Origin of the sequence: Pseudomonas sp. NPDC090592, from assembly GCF_044769185.1 — a bacterium.
Lineage (GTDB): Bacteria > Pseudomonadota > Gammaproteobacteria > Pseudomonadales > Pseudomonadaceae > Aquipseudomonas.
On sequence record NZ_JBIVXJ010000030.1, the window covers coordinates 57,049 to 75,162 of the forward strand.

Below are 18,114 nucleotides of genomic sequence, written 5' to 3' on the forward strand. Positions count from 1 at the left end.
TGCGCAAATTCCTGAATTCGGGTGGGCAAGGGGTCAGATGTCCAGCACTTCCATTTCCCGCAGCACATCGGCCACGGCATTCACGGCGGCCTGCATGCCGTCCGCGCCGACCACGCCGATGCAGCCGACGCGGAAGGTCTCGACCTGGGTCAGCTTGCCCGGATAGAGGATGAAGCCCTTGGCCTTGACCCGCTCGTAGAAGTCCTTGAACTGGTAGCGGGCGTCGTTCGGGGCGTGGAACGTGACAATGATCGGCGCCTGGATTTCGGCCGGCAGGAAGCTGCGCAGGCCAATGGCGGCCATGCCGTCGAGCAAGGTCTTGCAGTTGTCGGCGTAGCGCTGGTGGCGGGCTGGCAGGCCACCTTCCTCGTTGTATTGCTGCAGCGCTTCATGCAGTGCCGCGACCACGTGGGTGGGCGGGGTGAAGCGCCACTGGCCGGTCTTGGCCATGTACGTGTGCTGGTCGTGCAGGTCCATGGCCAGCGAGTGGGCATTGCCTTCGGCGGCAGCCAGCGCGGTTTTTTCGGCGAACACAAAGCCCATGCCCGGCACGCCTTCCAGGCATTTGCCAGAGGCGGCGATCAGCGCTTCGAAGGGGATTTCGCGGGCATCGATCGGCAATGCACCGAACGAGCTCATGGCATCGATGATCAGGCGCTTGCCGTGGCTTTTGATCACCTGGGCGATCTCGGGCAGCGGGTTGAGGATGCCGGTGCTGGTTTCGCAGTGGATCAGCGCCACGTGGGTGATGGCAGGGTCGGCAGCCAGCAGGCGGTCGACATCGGCAGCAGTGGTCGGCTGGTCTTCGGCGGTTTCGAAGGTGCTGTAGGTGCGGCCCAGCACTTTGCAGATCTTCGCCAGGCGTTGGCCATAAGCACCGTTGATCAGCACCAGCACCTTGCCGTCGCGTGGCACCAGGGTGCCGATGGCGGCTTCCACGGCGAAGGTGCCGCTGCCTTGCAGGGGCACGCAGTGGTGGCTGGCGCTGCCGTCGATGATCGCCAGCAGCTGTTCGCATACGCTGGCAGTCAGTTGGTTGAAATCGCGGTCCCAGGAACCCCAGTCCACCAGCATGGCTTGGCGGGTGCGGATTGAAGTGGTCAGGGGACCGGGAGTCAGCAGGATAGGGGCGTTGCTCATTCCGTTTTTCCTCACAAGCGGTGGCGTGAAACTACGGGGCCTAGGTTGCAATCCGCGCTTCCATCAATCAAATTGTTTGTTGTTATCCGAGCTATAAGTCAGGCCGATAGATATGAACCTGTTTCAGCTACGTGCTTTCGATGCCGTGGCCCGCGAGGGCAGCTTCACCCGTGCCGCCGCACGGCTGTTCATCAGCCAGCCGGCGGTGACCGGGCACGTCAAGGCGTTGGAGGAGCACTACCAGATCACCTTGCTGCGGCGTACCGCACGGCGGGTTGAACTGACCGAAGAAGGCACCCGCCTGGCGGCCATCACGCGTGCCATGTTCGGTTTGGCCGAAGAGGCCCAGGCCATGCTGGAGGCCAACCGCCAACTGCTGACCGGGCGCCTGGAGGTGGCGGCCGATGGCCCGCACCGGGTCATGCCCATGCTGGCCATGTTGCGCGAACGCTACCCCGGCATCACCGTCAATCTGCGCCTGGGCAATGCCCAGGAAACCCTGGCAGCGTTGCTTTCCGAGCATGCCGACGTCGCCGTGCTGACCGAAATCGCGCCGCGCCAGGGCCTGTACCTGCAGACCCTGTGCGAGTCGCGCCTGTGCGCATTGCTGCCGGTCGGGCATGCCTGGGCGTCGGGCCAAGGCGACCTGTCGCTGGCCGAGTTGCACCAGCAGATCATGGTGCTACGTGAGCCCAGCTCGACCACCCGGCGGACTTTCGACAAAGCCTGCGCCCAGGCCCAGGTACAACCGCGCGTGCTGCTTGAACTCGACAGCCGCGAGGCGGTCACCGAGGCGGTGGCCTCGCAGCTGGGTATCGGTGTGGTTTCCTCGACTGAGGTGGCCCATGATCCGCGGGTGGTGGCACGGCCGCTGGCAGGGCAGGGCCTGGTCAACCAGCACATGCTTGGCTGCCTGGAGCGGCGCCGTGAGCTGCGGCTGATCCAGGCCTTTCTCGGGTTGGCGGCCAGCCTTTGAGCAGGGCTGGTGTTTTCTGCCCGCGGGCCTAAGATGGCCAGCACAGTGCAACCAGGACAATCGATGCGCGAAAAAGACACGATCTCCATGCAGCTGGTGCGCGAAGCGCTGTTGCAGACCTGCCCGGCGGGGCAGGCCGATAGCGGCTTGCTGGCCCGGGCCGGGATTGACGCCAGCCTGCTGGCGTTGCCCGAGGCACGCGTCTCCGCCGAAGCCTATGCGCGGCTCTGGCGCTTGCTGGCACGGCGCTGCAACGACGAGTTCTTCGCCATGGACCCGCGCGGCCTGCGCAGTGGCAGCCTGGCGTTCATGTGCCGTGCGAGTATGGCCCACGCCACACTTGGCGCTGGCCTGGAGACGGCCTTGGGGTTTCTCTCGCTGATGCTTGAAGACCTGCAGCCCAGCCTGGTGCGCCAGCAGAGCCTGGGCGAAATCGTCATCAACGAACCGCGCGACGAACCGCGCCGGGCCTTCACCTATTTCACCTTCTGGATGATCGTGCACGGTGTGGCCTGCTGGCTGGCTGGTCGGCGCATCCCGATCCTGGCCATCGACCTGCGCTGCGCCGAACCGCCGTTCTGCGACGACTACCGGGTGATGTTCTCGGAAAACCTGCAATTCGGCCGCCCGCGTTCGCGCATGATCATCGCCGCCGACTGCCTGGATATCCCGCTGCGGCGCACCCCCGAGGAGTTGCAACGCTTTCTTGCAGAAGCGCCGGGCAACATCCTGGTCAAGTACCGCGATCCGGCCAGCCTGGCCCGGCGCATCCGCCACGACCTGCTGCGCCTGGACCCGGCCTTGTGGCCAGATGCAGAGGGCCTGGCCCGGCAGCTGTGCCTGTCGCCGTCGACCCTGCGCCGGCGCCTGGCCGACGAAGGCCAGAGTTACCAGGGGCTCAAGGACAGCGTGCGGCGCGAACTGGCCATCGCCTGGCTGGCCGAAGAGCGCCTGGGCATGTTGGAAATTGCCGCGCGCCTGGGGTTTGCCGACGGCAGTTCGTTCTACAAGGCGTTTCGCAAATGGTTCGGTTGCAACCCGGGGCATTACCGCAGCCTGGTGTTGGGAGCAGACGTGGTCGGCGAGGTGGGGTTTCCTGCTGCTGGTGATTGAAACCGCACCCTAGAGTCGGGGGAATTTCACCACCACGGGATCTCCCCATGTCCGTTCAACCTGCCACCCAGGCGCAGACCAACCACGACGCCAAGCTGGCCAGCGCGCTTGACGATTTTATCGCCGAGCAGCTGCCCGGCTGGCTGAAGACTGCTTCGCCCGCGGCCATCAATCGCTTGCGTGAGCGCTTCGCGCAACTGCATGCGGCGCAAATTTCGCTGCGCAGCGCGCTTGACCGGCTTGAGCCCCTCGACGGGTTTGCCACACGGTGGCTGGAGCGCCGAGTCACCGGGCTGTTGCCCCAGGCGCGGCCATTGCACACGCTGACCTGGCGGGAGTCCCGGATGCGCTTTGCGCCGCCGCCGTTTCGTGACCCTTCGCTGGCGTTGCCCGAGCTTGAGCTGTTTCAGGTACGCCAGCCAGCGTTGCAGCGGCTGTTGCAGAACTTCGAGGCGGGCGCGACGTTCCTGGAGGGGACAGCGCTGGTTGACAGTTCCGATACACCTTTGGCCGCGCAAGTCACGGACATCGTGACGCAATGCCGTAACCTGGATGTCGGGCGGCTGTACCAGCAGCATCTGGAGCAGGTATTTACCCCTGCCGTGGTTGAGCAGCAGGCACGTGAACAGCAGTTGTCTTTGCAGGTGTCACTGGAGATCGCCACGTTGCGCCTGCAGTTAACCGAAGCCGACGAGCGCTTCTTGCGTGCATGGACGCAAGGGCAGCCGGCACAGCATGAGCGCGGGCGCCACCAGGTCTTGGGCCTGACCTTGATGGGCTGTCGTATCGGCGGCGCGCTGGCGATCGAGATCCGTGATGAGTGGATACCGGGCAGCGGGCCGATCGAGCTGCCACGGGTGGCCGCAGTGTTGCTTTACCTGCCTGGTGAACCGCAGCCACTGCAGCGCTTCGATAACTGGCGTGAGCTTGCCACGCACCTGGGCATTAGCGTGCGCCAGCAGGCGTTTCGCCAGCGCCTGTTGCAACGGGTTGCCCTGGCCGAGCGGGCGGTCTTCATTACCACCCCGAACAAGCGTTTGAGTGACAGCCAGGTCGATGTCGATGCTGGCGGCGAGTTGCTGACGGGGGATGTCTACCTCAGCCTGGCCCGGCAGCACTGCCAGCGCATCAAGGATGATGCTCGCTGGCTGGCGGTGCCCAGCGCCGATGTCGATCATGCGCGCAGCCAGTCGCGCATCGAGGCACTCGAGCAGGCCGGGTTGGTCATGCTCAACGTGCTTGGCCTGTTTGTGCCGGTGGTAGGGGCACTTTTATTTACCCAGTTGATCGCCGAGACCCTGGCCGACGTCTTCGAGGGCGTGGCGGACTGGGCGCGGGGGCGTGACCATGAGGCCCTTGAGCACATGCTGGGGGTTGCCGAGACGGTAGCAGTCACTGCCGCCTTGGGCCTGGGCCTGCATGCGGTGGCGGCGGGCTTGCGGCGCAGCACGCTGGTGGACAGCATGGAGCCGGTCATTGGCGGGGCAGGCAAACCACGGCTGCAATCGGTTGAACCGGGTGATTACCGGGTAATGACGCCGCCCGCCGCCTGGCTGCGCCAGGACAACGGCCTGCTGGCCGCCGACGGGCGCTGGTGGTGGCAGGATGAAGATGTCACCTATGAGGTCCATCAGGTGGGTCATCAGTGGCAGCTCAAGCACCCGCAGCGCCAGGGCGGAGCGCATCCGTTGCTGCACCACAACGGCGAGCGCGGCTGGCGGCTGTGGCGCCAGCGGCCGCTGGAGTGGCAGGGGCAACAGCGGATGCTCGCCTGCCTGTGGCCCGAGGTTGCGCAAATGGACAGCGTACGGGTGCAGCAGGTGTTACGGGTGGCGGATGTCGACGAGGCGCAACTGCGTGGATTGTTGGTGGAGAACCGCCGTTTGCCGGTACAACTGCGCGACACCCTCGAGCGCTTCGCCAAGGCCGAGCGTATCGCGCAGTTTCTCGGGCGGGTCGCCCAGCGGCAGATGCTTGACGACGACCGCCCCTTGTTCGTGTGGTGCGTGGACAAGCTGAACGTGGGCGACCTGGAGGGCGAAGCACAGTTCACGGCCATCGACCAGGCGCAGGCCTGGGTGCGGGAGGGGCTGCTCGCTGACCTTGGCCAGCAAGAGGGCAGCGACCAGCCGCTGCTCGGTATGGTGCTGCGCGACTTTCCCGGGTTACCCGAAACCTATGCCTTGCGTGTGCTGGAGCAGGCCACAGACGCGCAGCGCGCGACCATGACCGAGCACGCCAGGCTGCCACTGGCCGTGGCCGAGCAGGCCCGAGCGCTGCTTCAGGTGGCGAGGCTCACGCGGGTGCGCGAAGCCTTCTACCTGCCTGGCAGTTATCGTGAGGACGCGACGGAACTGGTCTTCGACCTGCTGCGCCGGCATGCTGGCTGGCCACAATCGGCCAACCTCGAGCTGCGTCGGGGCAGTGATACCGGGCCGTTGGTGGCACGCCTGTATCCCGGGGAAGAAGCGTTGGTACTGGTGCGCCGGGAAGGGCAGTTTGAAATCCATCGCAACGATGGCTACCCGGCGCCGGTGCAACCGCAAGCGCCCGCTGGCCTGGCCGAAGCACTGCTTGCCTGCCTGCCGCAGGCGCATCGGCAACGCCTTGGCTGGGCCGGCGCCGATGCCAGCGAACGGCTCGTGCGCGACTTGCAGGGCTGGCTGCCAGGTACCCGCGAAGCCTTGATGCGACAGTTGGGCATGAGCGAAATCAAACCTTGGTTGAACCCGGCCAGGCGTCACGCCGCCGGCCGCATCGGCTACGCCCTTGGCGGGCGTGGTGAAGGCAGGCTGCCCACGCGCTCATTGCTGAGCTCGCGCATACGCAACCTCTATCCGTGCTTCGATGATGCTCAGGTGGAGCAGCACCTGCAGCGGCTGCTTGACCTGCCCGGCTCGCCGCTCACCCAGCTGCTGGCCGAAGAGCAGGCCTACCGCAACCTGTTTGACTGCCTGGCTGAGTGGGTCAGGCAAAGCCCGTTGCAGGGCCGGGCGCGGCTGACGCGCCAACGTATCGCGAGTCAGTTGCGTCGTTGCTGGCGGCGCGATGGCGAGCGTTTGCTGGATGAGCACGGTGTGCCCCAGAGTGCCCGTCTGAGTTTGATTGGCATGGTCCCAGGGGGCTTGCCGAGGTTGCCCGCCGGCGTCAGTTTCGACCACGTGCGCGAGCTGATGCTGGTCGGCATGAGCCTGGAAGCGATACCTGCCGGCTTCCTGGGGGCCTTCCGCGGGATACGCTCGCTGAACCTGTCGAACAATCGCCTGGCCGGCCTGCCTGAAGAGCTGTCAAGCCTGCCGCACTTACAGAGCCTGTACCTGCAGAACAACCGTATTCGCATGGATGCGCGTGCGCTGGCGGTGATGCGCGGCTTGCCACCTCTCGATGTGCTGGACGTGAGCGACAACCCGCTGCGGGTCATCGACCTGCAGTCCACTGCTTTGGCCCGCCTACGCCGGCTATATGTGCGACGGGCCGAGCTACGCGCGATACCGGGTGGTATCCAATGGTGCGGCCTGCTCGAGGTGGCCGACCTGCGCGATAACCAGATTGCCACCTTGCCAGGCTTCGTGGCGCAGGAGACGTTGGCGTTCCGCCGCCGCCTGCGGCTGCAGGGCAATCCGCTATCGAGGGCCGACTTCGCGTTGCTGTCGCAGCCAGAGCCAGGGCACCCGGCGGCAGGACCGGCGGCGCGTGGCTGGCGGGCCTGGAGCGAAGGCCTGCAGATGGATGCCGAGGAACAATTGGCCACGCAATGGCGGGCCCTGGCCCGCGAGGCCGGCAGCACGGACTTCTTCATGCTGCTCGATGCGCTGGTGGATAGCAGTGACTACCGCAGCGCCCGGGAAAACCTGCGCCGACGCGTGGTGCAGATGCTGCTCGCCATGGTCGAGGACAGCCGGTTGCGCCAGGAGCTGTTCGAACTGGCCAGCCAGCCGCGGCCATGCGTCGACAGCACCGCCCGTTGCTTCAGTAACCTGGAAGTGCGCGCGTTGGTTGTTCGCGCCCTGCAGGCGGCCCCCCCGGGGGCCGCTACCTTTGCACGCCTGGAACTGGGGCGGCAGTTGTTCCGCCTCGATCGGGTCGAAGCCCTGGCCCTTGAGCACAGCCTGCGCGAAGCGCAGGCCGGGCGGGCGGTGGATGAGGTCGAAGTCAGCCTGGCCTACCGTATTGGCCTGGCTGTGCCGCTGGACCTGCCAGGGCAGCCACGCACCATGCGCTTTGCCAGCATCGCCGGGGTCACCCAGGCCGACCTGGACGCAGCCGAGCGGGTCGTGCGTCGGGTCGAAGTCGGCGGTTTGGCGCCCTACCTGAGCGAACGCGATTTCTGGGTCGAGTACCTGCGTCAGCGTGATGCGCAGCGTTTCGACGCGCTGGAGCAACCGTTCTGGCAGCGCCTGGAGGCACTGGACCTTCGGCGTGCCGAGCTGGGTGATGGCGCCTATTTGCAGCAGATGCAGCAGCTGGCCAGCGAGCGAGAAGCCGCGACCAGGGCGTTGATCCTGCAACTTACCGAACAGGCGCTTGCCGCCAGCCCGCTGACGAGGACGGCCCTATGACCCGTAATGACCAGGCTCCAGCATTGGACACCCTTGCCGAGGCAAAGATAGCCAGCGCCACCCATGATTTCATCACTGCGCACCTCCCCGACTGGTTGAAACGGGCATCGGCGGGCCAGATCAATCGCCTGCGCGACAGCTTCAAGGCCCATCAGCAAAGCCAGGAGCGGGTGCGCAGCGTCACCAGGCGCCTGATACCCTTGCAGACCTTCGCCCAGTTGCACATGCAGCGGTTGGTCGAAGACCTGCCAGGCGCGCCTATGCTCGATAGCCTGCAATGGCTGGAGATCCGCCGCCAGTTCAGTGTGCCACAGGGCATCACGTTACCTGTCGACGAGTTGATTGAACGGCGTGAGCCGGCCGTTCTGCGGTTGATGCAGAACTTTGAGGAGGACGCAACCTTCTACCTCGGCACCGGGCTGGTCGAAACCGGTGGCAGCGTACCGCTGGCAGCTGACCCCGCCGCGTTGGTGCGGGCCTGTCGTCAGTTGGATGCAGGTGGGCTTTATCAACGTTTGCTGGACCAGGTGTTCACCCATACCACCTGTGAAATTCTGGCGCAGGACAAACGGGCGGGGTTGGCCTTGGCCACGGAGGTTGCCGCACTCAGGGGGGACATCTCCGTGCACCAGCAGAGGGCGCTGATGTCGGTGGCAAATCCCGGCACGATCACCAGCCTGCAGTTGCAGGGTTATCCGGGAATGCTGAGTGTGCTGGGCCACGCGTTGTCCGATGCATTGCTCGTCCAGTTGCGCGATGCATCGGGCAGCGATCAGGGGCTGATGCTGTATCTGCCCAGTGAACCCACCCGGGCACTGCGTCACTTTGCTTCGACCGCGCACATGACTGCACACCTGGTCGGTGCCTTGCGACAGGCAGATTACCGCAACTACTTCAGCCAATTGGTGGGGGTGAACGAGCGCGTTGCCTTTCTCGACACACTGGGCAAACGGCTGGCTGACCCGCAACCGGATCTGGAACTGCAGGGTACGGCCCACGCTGGCGACCTGTTCGTGCAACTGGTGGCCCGGCAGGTACAGCGAGTCAGGGATGATGCACGGGTACTGCTGGTGCCCACTGCGCAGGTCGATCAGCGCGCCTCCGAACAGCGGCGCGAGCGCTGGCGCACGGCCGGGCTCGCTCTGGCAAACCTGGCCGGGCTGTTCATTCCCGGGGTCGGTGCGCTGTTGCTGGGGCAATTTGTGGTGCAGACACTGGCGGATGTGTTCGAGGGGGCTGCGGACTGGTTTCATGGTCACCAGCATGAGGCGCTGGAGCACATGCTGGGCGTTGCCGAAAACCTGGCTGTCACGGTTGCCGTGGGTGCGGGTGTCAACCTGGTGGCCCGGGGGTTCGTCGCCAGTGACTTTGTCGAAGGCCTGGAACCGGTGGCGGTTGCAGGGCCAGGTGCGCGGTTGTGGGCCAATGACCTGGCCACATACGCGGCAGTGCCCGAGCATCCGCAACTGGCTGCAGATGGCCTTTATCACAGCGAAGGCCAGCGCTGGTGGCGCATGGGTGATCGGTATTATCCGTTGCAGCGGCCTGAAGCCGAAGGCCCTTGGCGGTTGCGCCACCCACTGCGCCCGGGAGGCTACGCGCCAAGGCTGGAATTCAACGGTGAGCGTGGCTGGCGGTTGTACGATTCACGGCCGCTGGAAGTTGCCGAACCCCAGGTGCTGCTCGACGGCCTGTGGCCGCAGCAGCCGCCACTCGATGCGGCGCATACCACCCAGGTGCTGCAGGCTGCGGGGGCCGATGGCGAGGTGCTGCGTGGGCTTCACGTGGAAAACCGTGCTGTACCGGTCAACCTGCACGATACCCTTGAGCGGTTTCAGGCCGATGCACGTATCGACAGGTTCTTCACCACCTTGAAGGCTGGCACGATACCGCTCGACGACATGCCACTGCTACGCTGGTGCCGGGCACAGTCGAGTGTCCCGCCGATGGGTGAGGCCATGCGCGAGTATCTACTCGATCAGGCCCCAGCCATGCGCGCGCGGCTGTTCGAACACCTGTGCCACAGCGAACCTGCTGACGACCCGTTGCTGAGCGTGGTCAGGCGTGATTTTCCGGGGCTTCCCGAGCTTTACGCACGAACGCTGGCGAGCGATGTCGGCGCCGTCGAGCGTGGCCTGGCCTTGAGCGAAGGCAAGTTGCCGTTGCGCTGCCTGCAGCAAGGTGCCTCGTTACTGCGCCTGGCACGTCTGAACCGGGCGGTATGCGGCTTGTATCTGCACAGTGCGTACTGTGACGAGACCGGTGCGCTCATCCTTGGGTTGTTGCCGCGCCTGCATGCCTGGCCGGCACTCAAACTTGAGCTGTGGAGCGACCTGCAAGGTGGGCATCGGCTGGATCGCCTCGGCCACCAGCCCGAGACATCGACGGTGCTGAAACTGGCGCGCAGCAATGACTACTTCCAGCTTCGTGAAGAGACTGCTGATGGCGCCCGCACCCTGATTGCCAGTTCGGCCGATCCGTTCGAGGCGCTGCTGGCGCTGCTCACGCCCGAGCAGTACACGGGGCTGGGTATTGACGGCCGTGAGCCGGCCGCTTTGCTGCGCAAGCTGGTGATCGACCAGCTGCCAGCAGCACACGACGAGATCGAGCGCGTGCTCGGCTGGCCGCAGCAGGGGCGCTGGTTCAATCCCGGCCACCGCATGGCTGATGGCCGTGTGGGCTACCCTCTCAGCGGGCGGTTGCCGCGGCGGCGCAGTCCGCAGAGCATCCTGCGTGATCGTTTGCGTAACTTGTACCCTGGGCTCGATGACGGCGCAATCAATGTGCAACTGGCGCACCTGCTGGCAGCACCTGGTTCGGCGTATGACGCATTGCTGGAGCTTGAAGACGACTTCGCACAGCTGGAGCAGCACCTTGACCGCTGGACAGGCTTCGAGTTCGAGCCTGGGCGCCAGGCCGTGCGTCAACAGGTGGCCGAACGCCTGCGCCGGGCCTGGCGGCTGCAGGCTGAACCGCTGGGCGGCGCGGGGGAGGGGCAGCGCCTGAGCCTGATCAACCTGAATGTGACCACTCTGCCGGAACTGCCGGCGCATATCGACTTTACCCAGGTCCGCGAGCTGATAGTGCGTGACCTGCCAATCACCGACGTGCCTACCGACTTCCTGCGCTGCTTCAGCAACCTGCAAACGCTGAACCTGAGCAACAACCGCCTGCTGCGGGTGCCCATCGGGATTGCTCATCTGGTCGAGCTGCGCACCCTGCGCCTGGGGCATAACAACATCCGCCTGGACCTTGGTGCGCTCGACGCCATGAACGGTTTGCCCCGGCTACGGCATCTGGACCTCAGCTACAACGCGCTGGGCGCCTACCATATGCGCTATGGCCAGTTCCCGCACCTGGTCGAATTGAACCTGCGCCATTGTCAGCTGGGTGAATGGCCGTCAGGCCTGGAGTTGTGCGACGGCCTGGAACGCGTCGACCTGCGTGACAACCAGCTGGGGGTGGTGCCCAATGAAATCCTCGCGATGCCGCATGTCTATCGGCGTGGGTTTCTGGTCGAGCGCAACCGCATGGGCTTGGTGGATATGCAGCGGCTCTATGCCCTTGACACCATCGAGGAACATTTCCACTTTCCCGAACCGCGCCGCGTGCCAGACCCGGCGGCGACCCGTCAACACTGGCTTGCGATGGCCGACCAGGCAACGCGTGAAAGCCGGCAAGCGCTATGGGACACGCTGGCTGCGATGCCAGATAGCCAAGGCTTGTTCAACCTGCTAGGACGCCTGGAAGACACTGGCGACTTTCAGGGAGCCAGTGCCTACCTGGCCGAGCGGGTTTGGTCGCTGCTCGAGGCGCTCAACAGCAACGTCGGGTTGCGACAGCGGGTCTACAGCCTTGCGCGGTTGCCATTGAGCTGTGGCAACAGTGTCGCAGACCGTTTAAGTGAATTGCAGCTACGGGTGGTGGTGGACGCCGCCGAACGCAATACATTGCCCGAGCGGGGCAACGCTCTGCTGCTGCTGGGCCAAGGACTTTTCCGCCTGGACCGGCTCGAACTGTACGCACGGCAAGACATCATGCAGCGCCTGGCTGCCCGCGATCGGGTCGACCAGATCGCCGTCAGCTTGTTCTATCGGGTGCGCCTGCGCCAACGCCTGGGCTTGCCATGCCAGGCCTTGACCATGCGTTATGCCGATGCAGCAAATGTGACCGATGCCCAGCTGGAAGCCGCCTTCCAGGCCGTGCGCGCTGCGCAGACCCCAGAGACACTGGCGCGCAGCCTTGGCCAGCGGCTGTTCTGGGAGCGCTACATCGAGGGGCGGCACCCGCAGCCATTCGCAGCGCTCGAGGCGCTCGTCGCTGAACGCCGGGCGCTGCTGCAGGCCCAGCAGGGGCAGTTGCAAGCCATCGAGTACCAGCATCACCTGGACAACCTGGACATCGAGCGGGGTGCAGAGCGCCAGATGCTGGTGCTGGAACTGACACGGCAGTTGCTGCTGGGGCGTGAGCGGGGCCAGGGATGACGGGCCCAGCGGCCAAACCGGTCATCGCGATTGACAGCTTTGGCCATTGCCGCAGCCCCTGAGCGGCGCGAACATCGTCGGACCGATGGTTCCACTCCAAAAACAAGAAACCAGGAGTCTGACGATGCGCGATTACGCCGAGGCCGCTCGTGCGTTCGACCATGCCCAGGCCGCCGCTGCGGCGCTGCATGGCAACCTCACTGCTCTAAATGCCTGCGTCGAATGCTGTGACCGCCATGCCGGTAGCGACAAACTGGCGCTGGTCTGCGAAGACCGTGATGGCAACAGTGCCCGCTACAGCTTTGACCAGCTCAAGGCTCAGGCCGCCCGCTTCGCCAATGTGCTCAAGGCGCAGGGTGTGGTGGCCGGTGACCGGGTTGCCGGGCTGATGCCGCGTACCTGCGAGTTGCTGGTGACCGTTCTCGCCACCTGGCGCCTGGGGGCGGTGTACCAGCCGTTGTTCACCGCGTTCGGCCCCAAGGCCATCGAGCACCGGCTGGAGCAGTCCGGCGCCCGGGTAGTGGTTACTGACTCTGCCAACCGTGGCAAGCTGGACGATGTGCACGCCTGCCCAACCATCATCACGGTCAAGGCGCGTAGCGGCGAGCTAGACTTCCAGCAGTGCCTGGAAGCTGCGGCAGAGGTGTGCGAGCCGGTCATGCGCTCGGGCAGCGACCCGTTCCTGCTGATGTTCACCTCCGGTACAACCGGCCCGGCCAAGCCGCTGGAGGTGCCATTGCGCGCCATCGTCGCGTTCCAGGGCTACATGCGCGATGCCATCGACCTGCGCCCGCAAGACAATTTCTGGAACCTGGCCGACCCGGGCTGGGCTTACGGCCTGTACTACGCTGTCACCGGCCCGCTGTCGCTGGGTCATGCCACCACCTTCTACGATGGCCCGTTCAGCGTCGAAAGCTGCGCCCGGGTGATCGACAAGCTGGGTATTACCAACCTTGCCGGTTCACCCACCGCATACCGTTTGTTGATCGCTGCCGGGAAGGCCTTTTCGGCACCGATCAATGGCCGCCTGAGGGTGGTCAGCAGCGCCGGCGAGCCGCTCAACCCAGAAGTGATCCGCTGGTTCGCCGACGAACTGGGCGTGACCATCCATGATCACTACGGGCAAACCGAACTGGGCATGGTGCTGTGCAATCACCATGGCCTGACGCACCCTGTGCATCTGGGTTCTGCCGGTTTTGCCATCCCCGGCCATCGCATTGTGGTGCTGGATCAGCAGGGCAACGAGCTGCCGGCCGGCCAGCCGGGCATCCTTGCAGTTGACCGCGAGCAGTCGCCGTTGTGCTGGTTCGCTGGCTACCACGGGCTGCCAACCAAATCGTTCGTCGGCAGGTACTACCTCAGCGGCGACACCGTCGAGCTGAACCAGGACGGCAGCATCAGCTTCGTCGGTCGCAGCGACGATGTGATCACCACCTCTGGCTACCGGGTCGGCCCCTTCGACGTGGAAAGCGCGCTGATCGAGCACCCTGCGGTAATCGAGGCCGCGGTGATCGGCAAGCCCGACCCGGAACGCACCGAGCTGATCAAGGCCTTCGTGGTATTGGCCAAGGGCATCGCCGGCAGCGCCGAGCTCGAAGAAACCTTGCGTCAGCACGTGCGCCAGCGCCTTTACGCCCATGCCTACCCCCGCGAAATCGAATTCGTCAGCGAGCTGCCCAAGACCCCGAGCGGCAAGCTGCAACGCTTCATCCTGCGCAACCAGGAAGTCGCCAAACAAAACGCGCAACAGGCCACCCCTGCCAGCGCCTGAAAGGAAACCGATCATGCAGATAGCCAACAAACACTTCATCGTCAGCGGCGCCGCCTCCGGGCTGGGGGCCGCCACTGCACAGATGCTGGTCGAGGCCGGTGCCAAGGTCATGCTGGTCGACCTCAATGCCCAGGCCGTCGAAGCCAAGGCCGGCGAGTTGGGCGACAGCGCCCGCTTCGCAGTGGCTGACATCAGCGACGAGCAGGCCGCCCAGGCGGCGGTCGATGCGGCCGTCAGCGCCTTTGGCAGCCTGCATGGGCTGATCAATTGCGCGGGCATCGTCGGTGCCGAGAAAGTGCTGGGCAAGCAAGGCCCGCATGGGCTGGCCAGCTTTGCGAAGGTCATCAATGTAAACCTGGTCGGCAGCTTCAACCTGCTGCGCCTGGCGGCGGCGGCCATGGCCGAAGGGGCAGCCGATGAAGGCGGCGAACGCGGTGTGATCATCAACACCGCGTCCATCGCCGCCTACGACGGCCAGATCGGCCAGGCTGCCTACGCTGCCTCCAAAGGCGCCATCGCCAGCCTGACCCTGCCCGCCGCCCGCGAACTGGCACGCTTCGGCATCCGCGTGATGACCATTGCCCCCGGCATCTTCGAAACGCCGATGATGGCCGGCATGACCGAAGAAGTGCGTGCGTCGCTGGCTGCTGGCGTGCCGTTCCCGCCGCGTCTAGGTCGCCCGCAGGAATACGCCGCGCTGGCCCGTCACATTATCGAGAACAGCATGCTCAACGGCGAAGTGATCCGCCTTGACGGCGCGCTGCGCATGGCTGCCAAGTAAAGGAGATTGAACATGACCCTCGCCAACGACCCGATCGTTATCGTCAGCGCCGTGCGCACGCCCATGGGCGGGCTGCAGGGCGACCTCAAGAGCCTGACCGCGCCGCAACTGGGCAGCGCTGCCATTCGTGGCGCCGTCGAGGGTGCCGGCATTGATGCCGCCAGTGTCGAGCAGGTGCTGTTCGGCTGCGTACTGCCGGCCGGCCAGGGCCAGGCGCCTGCACGCCAGGCAGCACTGGGTGCCGGGCTGGACAAGCACACCACCTGCACCACCCTGAACAAGATGTGCGGCTCGGGTATGCAGGCCGCAATCATGGCCCATGACCTGCTGCTGGCTGGCACCGCGGACGTGGTGGTGGCGGGGGGCATGGAAAGCATGACCAACGCTCCCTACCTGCTGGACAAGGCCCGCGGTGGTTACCGCATGGGTCACGGCAAGATCATCGACCACATGTTCATGGACGGCCTGGAAGATGCCTACGACAAGGGGCGCCTGATGGGCACCTTTGCCGAAGACTGCGCCCAGGCCGATGCTTTCAGCCGTGAAGCCCAGGACCAGTTCGCCATCGCTTCGCTGACCCGCGCCCAGGACGCGATCAAGAGCGGTCGCTTTGCTGCCGAGATCGTGCCGGTAGAAGTCACCGAGGGTAAGGAAAAACGCCTGGTCATGGACGACGAGCAGCCGCCCAAGGCGCGTCTGGACAAGATCCCGCAGCTGAAGCCGGCGTTCCGCGAAGGCGGTACGGTGACGGCGGCCAACTCCAGTTCCATTTCCGACGGTGCTGCGGCACTGGTGCTGATGCGTCGCTCCGAAGCCGACAAGCGTGGCCTCAAGCCGCTGGCAGTGATTCATGGCCACGCGGCGTTTGCCGATGCCCCCGCTTTGTTCCCTACCGCACCGATCGGTGCTATCGACAAGCTGATGAAACGCACCGGCTGGAACCTGTCCGAGGTCGACCTGTTCGAGATCAACGAGGCGTTTGCCGTGGTCACCCTGGCGGCCATGAAGCACCTCGACCTGCCCCACGACAAGGTCAATATCCACGGCGGCGCCTGTGCCCTCGGCCACCCGATTGGCGCCTCCGGCGCACGCATCCTGGTGACCCTGTTGTCAGCCTTGCGCCAGAACAACCTGCGCCGGGGTGTGGCGGCCATCTGCATCGGCGGTGGCGAAGCCACGGCCATGGCTGTCGAATGCCTGTACTGAGGTGAACCATGCTGGTAACTGACGAGCAACAACAGATCGCCGATGCGGTACGGGCCTTCGCCCAGGAGCGCCTGAAGCCGTTTGCCGAAGAATGGGACAAGGCGCACCGCTTTCCCAAAGAAGCCATCGCCGAGATGGCCGAACTCGGCCTGTTCGGCATGCTGGTGCCGGAGCAGTGGGGCGGTAGTGATACGGGCTACGTGGCCTATGCCATGGCCCTGGAAGAAATCGCCGCCGGTGATGGCGCCTGTTCGACCATCATGAGCGTGCACAACTCGGTGGGCTGCGTACCTATCCTGCGTTTCGGCAGCGAGCAGCAAAAGCAGCAGTTTCTCACCCCGCTGGCTACGGGGGCGATGCTCGGTGCCTTCGCCCTAACCGAACCGCAGGCGGGCTCCGATGCCAGCAGCCTGAAAACCCGTGCAAGGCTCGATGGCGAGCACTACGTGCTCAATGGCAGCAAGCAGTTCATTACCTCGGGGCAGAACGCCGGGGTGGTGATCGTGTTTGCCGTGACTGATCCAGAGGCCGGCAAACGTGGCATCAGCGCGTTCATCGTACCGACCGATTCGCCGGGCTACCAGGTAGCGCGGGTCGAGGACAAACTCGGCCAGCATGCCTCCGACACCTGCCAGATCGTGTTCGACAACGTGCGCGTGCCGGTGGCCAACCGCCTGGGCCCCGAAGGCGAGGGCTACAAGATCGCCTTGGCCAACCTCGAAGGTGGCCGCATCGGAATTGCCTCGCAGGCCGTTGGCATGGCGCGCGCAGCGTTCGAAGTGGCACGTGACTACGCCAACGAGCGGCAAAGCTTTGGCAAGGCGTTGATCGAGCACCAGGCCGTGGCCTTTCGCCTGGCCGACATGGCCACGAAAATTGCCGTGGCCCGGCAGATGGTATTGCATGCGGCCGCGCTGCGTGATGCCGGGCGCCCGGCGCTGGTGGAAGCGTCGATGGCCAAGCTGTTTGCCTCGGAAATGGCCGAAAAGGTCTGTTCGGATGCCTTGCAGACCCTGGGCGGTTATGGCTATCTGAGTGACTTCCCGCTGGAGCGGATCTACCGCGACGTTCGGGTTTGCCAGATCTACGAAGGCACCAGCGACATTCAGCGCATGGTCATTGCGCGCAATCTTTGAAGGAGCAGACTGCATGGCATTCGAAACCATCCTGTTGGACATCCACGGCAAGGTCGGCCTGATTACCCTCAACCGCCCGCAGGCGCTGAATGCGCTGAATGCGCAGATTGTCGGCGAGATCAACCAGGCCCTGGACCAGCTTGAACGCGACTCGAACATCGGCTGCGTGGTGTTGACGGGTTCGGCCAAGGCCTTTGCCGCTGGCGCCGACATCAAGGAAATGGCTGACCTGCAATATCCGCAGATCTACGTCGATGACCTGTTCAGCGATGCTGACCGTATCGCCAACCGGCGCAAGCCGATCATCGCGGCGGTGTCCGGCTTTGCCCTGGGTGGCGGTTGCGAGTTGGCGATGATGTGCGACTTCATCCTGGCTGCCGACAACGCCAAATTCGGCCAACCGGAAATCAACCTTGGCGTGTTGCCGGGCATGGGGGGCACCCAGCGCCTGACCCGCGCGGTGGGCAAGGCCAAAGCCATGGAGCTGTGCCTGACCGGCCGTCTGATGGGCGCCGAAGAGGCTGAGCGTGCTGGCCTGGTGGCGCGTGTCGTGCCGCAGGCGGAACTGGTGGACGAAGCGCTGAAGGTGGCTACGACCATCGCCAGCAAGTCGATCCCGGTGAGCATGATGGTCAAGGAAAGCGTCAACCGTGCGTTCGAAGTTACCCTTAGCGAGGGTGTACGGTTCGAGCGTCGGGTCTTCCATGCGGCCTTCTCCACCGAAGACCAGAAAGAAGGCATGGCCGCGTTCATCGCCAAGCGCGAGGCGCAGTTCAAGGATCGTTGATCAGGCTTCACCCGTTGCCGTTGCCGTTGCCGTTGCTTTTGCTTTTGCTTCTAAGCGCGCGGTAGCTCAGGCGCCGCAAATTGCGACTTCAGGAGGCCGAGCGAAGGGATTGCGGAGGGAGGTGACGGGCATGGATGCCCGTCAAGCGCTGAGGCCCCATG

At 64.9% G+C, this 18,114-nt stretch carries 10 protein-coding genes; 9 read left to right on the forward strand and 1 reads right to left on the reverse strand.

Translation table 11 applies throughout. The annotated features are described in order from the left end of the window. Positions 1–33 precede the first annotated feature (33 nt). Complete coding sequence (locus ACIQUI_RS22925; RefSeq protein ID WP_403202917.1) at positions 34–1,140, reverse strand: 2-aminoethylphosphonate--pyruvate transaminase; 1,107 nt, start codon at positions 1,138–1,140, stop codon at positions 34–36. Positions 1,141–1,252: 112 nt separating this feature from the next. Here ACIQUI_RS22925 and ACIQUI_RS22930 point away from each other — a divergent pair, with 112 nt between their 5' ends. The 9 genes from ACIQUI_RS22930 (at position 1,253) to ACIQUI_RS22970 (ending at position 17,953) form a co-directional block, all read left to right on the forward strand. Continuing rightward, positions 1,253–2,116 (forward strand): LysR substrate-binding domain-containing protein, encoded by an 864-nt coding sequence (locus ACIQUI_RS22930; RefSeq protein ID WP_403202919.1) that lies wholly within the window; start codon positions 1,253–1,255, stop codon positions 2,114–2,116. A gap of 63 nt (positions 2,117–2,179) precedes the next feature. After that, positions 2,180–3,229, forward strand: coding sequence for an AraC family transcriptional regulator (locus ACIQUI_RS22935; protein WP_403202921.1), 1,050 nt, complete (start codon positions 2,180–2,182; stop codon positions 3,227–3,229). A 47-nt stretch (positions 3,230–3,276) separates the two neighbouring features. After that, positions 3,277–7,788 (forward strand): NEL-type E3 ubiquitin ligase domain-containing protein, encoded by a 4,512-nt coding sequence (locus tag ACIQUI_RS22940; protein ID WP_403202923.1) that lies wholly within the window; start codon positions 3,277–3,279, stop codon positions 7,786–7,788. Continuing rightward, a complete protein-coding gene (locus tag ACIQUI_RS22945; protein WP_403202924.1) occupies positions 7,785–12,272 on the forward strand; it encodes an NEL-type E3 ubiquitin ligase domain-containing protein in 4,488 nt (1,495 codons plus the stop codon). The genes ACIQUI_RS22940 and ACIQUI_RS22945 overlap by 4 nt, the downstream gene beginning before the upstream one ends. 124 nt (positions 12,273–12,396) lie before the next feature. Beyond that, positions 12,397–14,043 (forward strand): acyl-CoA synthetase, encoded by a 1,647-nt coding sequence (locus ACIQUI_RS22950; protein ID WP_403202926.1) that lies wholly within the window; start codon positions 12,397–12,399, stop codon positions 14,041–14,043. 13 nt (positions 14,044–14,056) lie between these two features. Then, complete coding sequence (locus ACIQUI_RS22955) at positions 14,057–14,824, forward strand: SDR family NAD(P)-dependent oxidoreductase (RefSeq protein ID WP_403202928.1); 768 nt, start codon at positions 14,057–14,059, stop codon at positions 14,822–14,824. A gap of 12 nt (positions 14,825–14,836) precedes the next feature. Continuing rightward, positions 14,837–16,030 carry an acetyl-CoA C-acyltransferase gene (locus ACIQUI_RS22960; RefSeq protein ID WP_403202930.1) on the forward strand — a complete coding sequence of 398 codons (1,194 nt, stop codon included), beginning with the start codon at positions 14,837–14,839 and terminating at the stop codon, positions 16,028–16,030. An 8-nt stretch (positions 16,031–16,038) separates the two neighbouring features. Continuing rightward, the gene (locus ACIQUI_RS22965; protein WP_403202932.1) at positions 16,039–17,166 is read left to right on the forward strand and encodes an acyl-CoA dehydrogenase; all 1,128 of its coding nucleotides are present in this window, start codon (positions 16,039–16,041) and stop codon (positions 17,164–17,166) included. Positions 17,167–17,179: 13 nt separating this feature from the next. Continuing rightward, positions 17,180–17,953, forward strand: a complete 774-nt coding sequence (locus ACIQUI_RS22970) for an enoyl-CoA hydratase (protein ID WP_403202934.1) — start codon at positions 17,180–17,182, stop codon at positions 17,951–17,953. The last annotated feature ends 161 nt before the right edge of the window (positions 17,954–18,114 follow it).

Bases quoted from the DNA above. Each gene is read 5' to 3' on its own strand.
- ACIQUI_RS22965 (WP_403202932.1), top strand. From the start codon at position 16,039: ATGCTGGTAACTGACGAGCAACAACAGATCGCCGATGCGGTACGGGCC.
- ACIQUI_RS22940 (WP_403202923.1), top strand. From the start codon at position 3,277: ATGTCCGTTCAACCTGCCACCCAGGCGCAGACCAACCACGACGCCAAG.
- ACIQUI_RS22935 (WP_403202921.1), top strand. From the start codon at position 2,180: ATGCGCGAAAAAGACACGATCTCCATGCAGCTGGTGCGCGAAGCGCTG.
- ACIQUI_RS22925 (WP_403202917.1), bottom strand. From the start codon at position 1,140: ATGAGCAACGCCCCTATCCTGCTGACTCCCGGTCCCCTGACCACTTCA.
- ACIQUI_RS22930 (WP_403202919.1), top strand. From the start codon at position 1,253: ATGAACCTGTTTCAGCTACGTGCTTTCGATGCCGTGGCCCGCGAGGGC.
- ACIQUI_RS22960 (WP_403202930.1), top strand. From the start codon at position 14,837: ATGACCCTCGCCAACGACCCGATCGTTATCGTCAGCGCCGTGCGCACG.
- ACIQUI_RS22955 (WP_403202928.1), top strand. From the start codon at position 14,057: ATGCAGATAGCCAACAAACACTTCATCGTCAGCGGCGCCGCCTCCGGG.
- ACIQUI_RS22945 (WP_403202924.1), top strand. From the start codon at position 7,785: ATGACCCGTAATGACCAGGCTCCAGCATTGGACACCCTTGCCGAGGCA.
- ACIQUI_RS22970 (WP_403202934.1), top strand. From the start codon at position 17,180: ATGGCATTCGAAACCATCCTGTTGGACATCCACGGCAAGGTCGGCCTG.
- ACIQUI_RS22950 (WP_403202926.1), top strand. From the start codon at position 12,397: ATGCGCGATTACGCCGAGGCCGCTCGTGCGTTCGACCATGCCCAGGCC.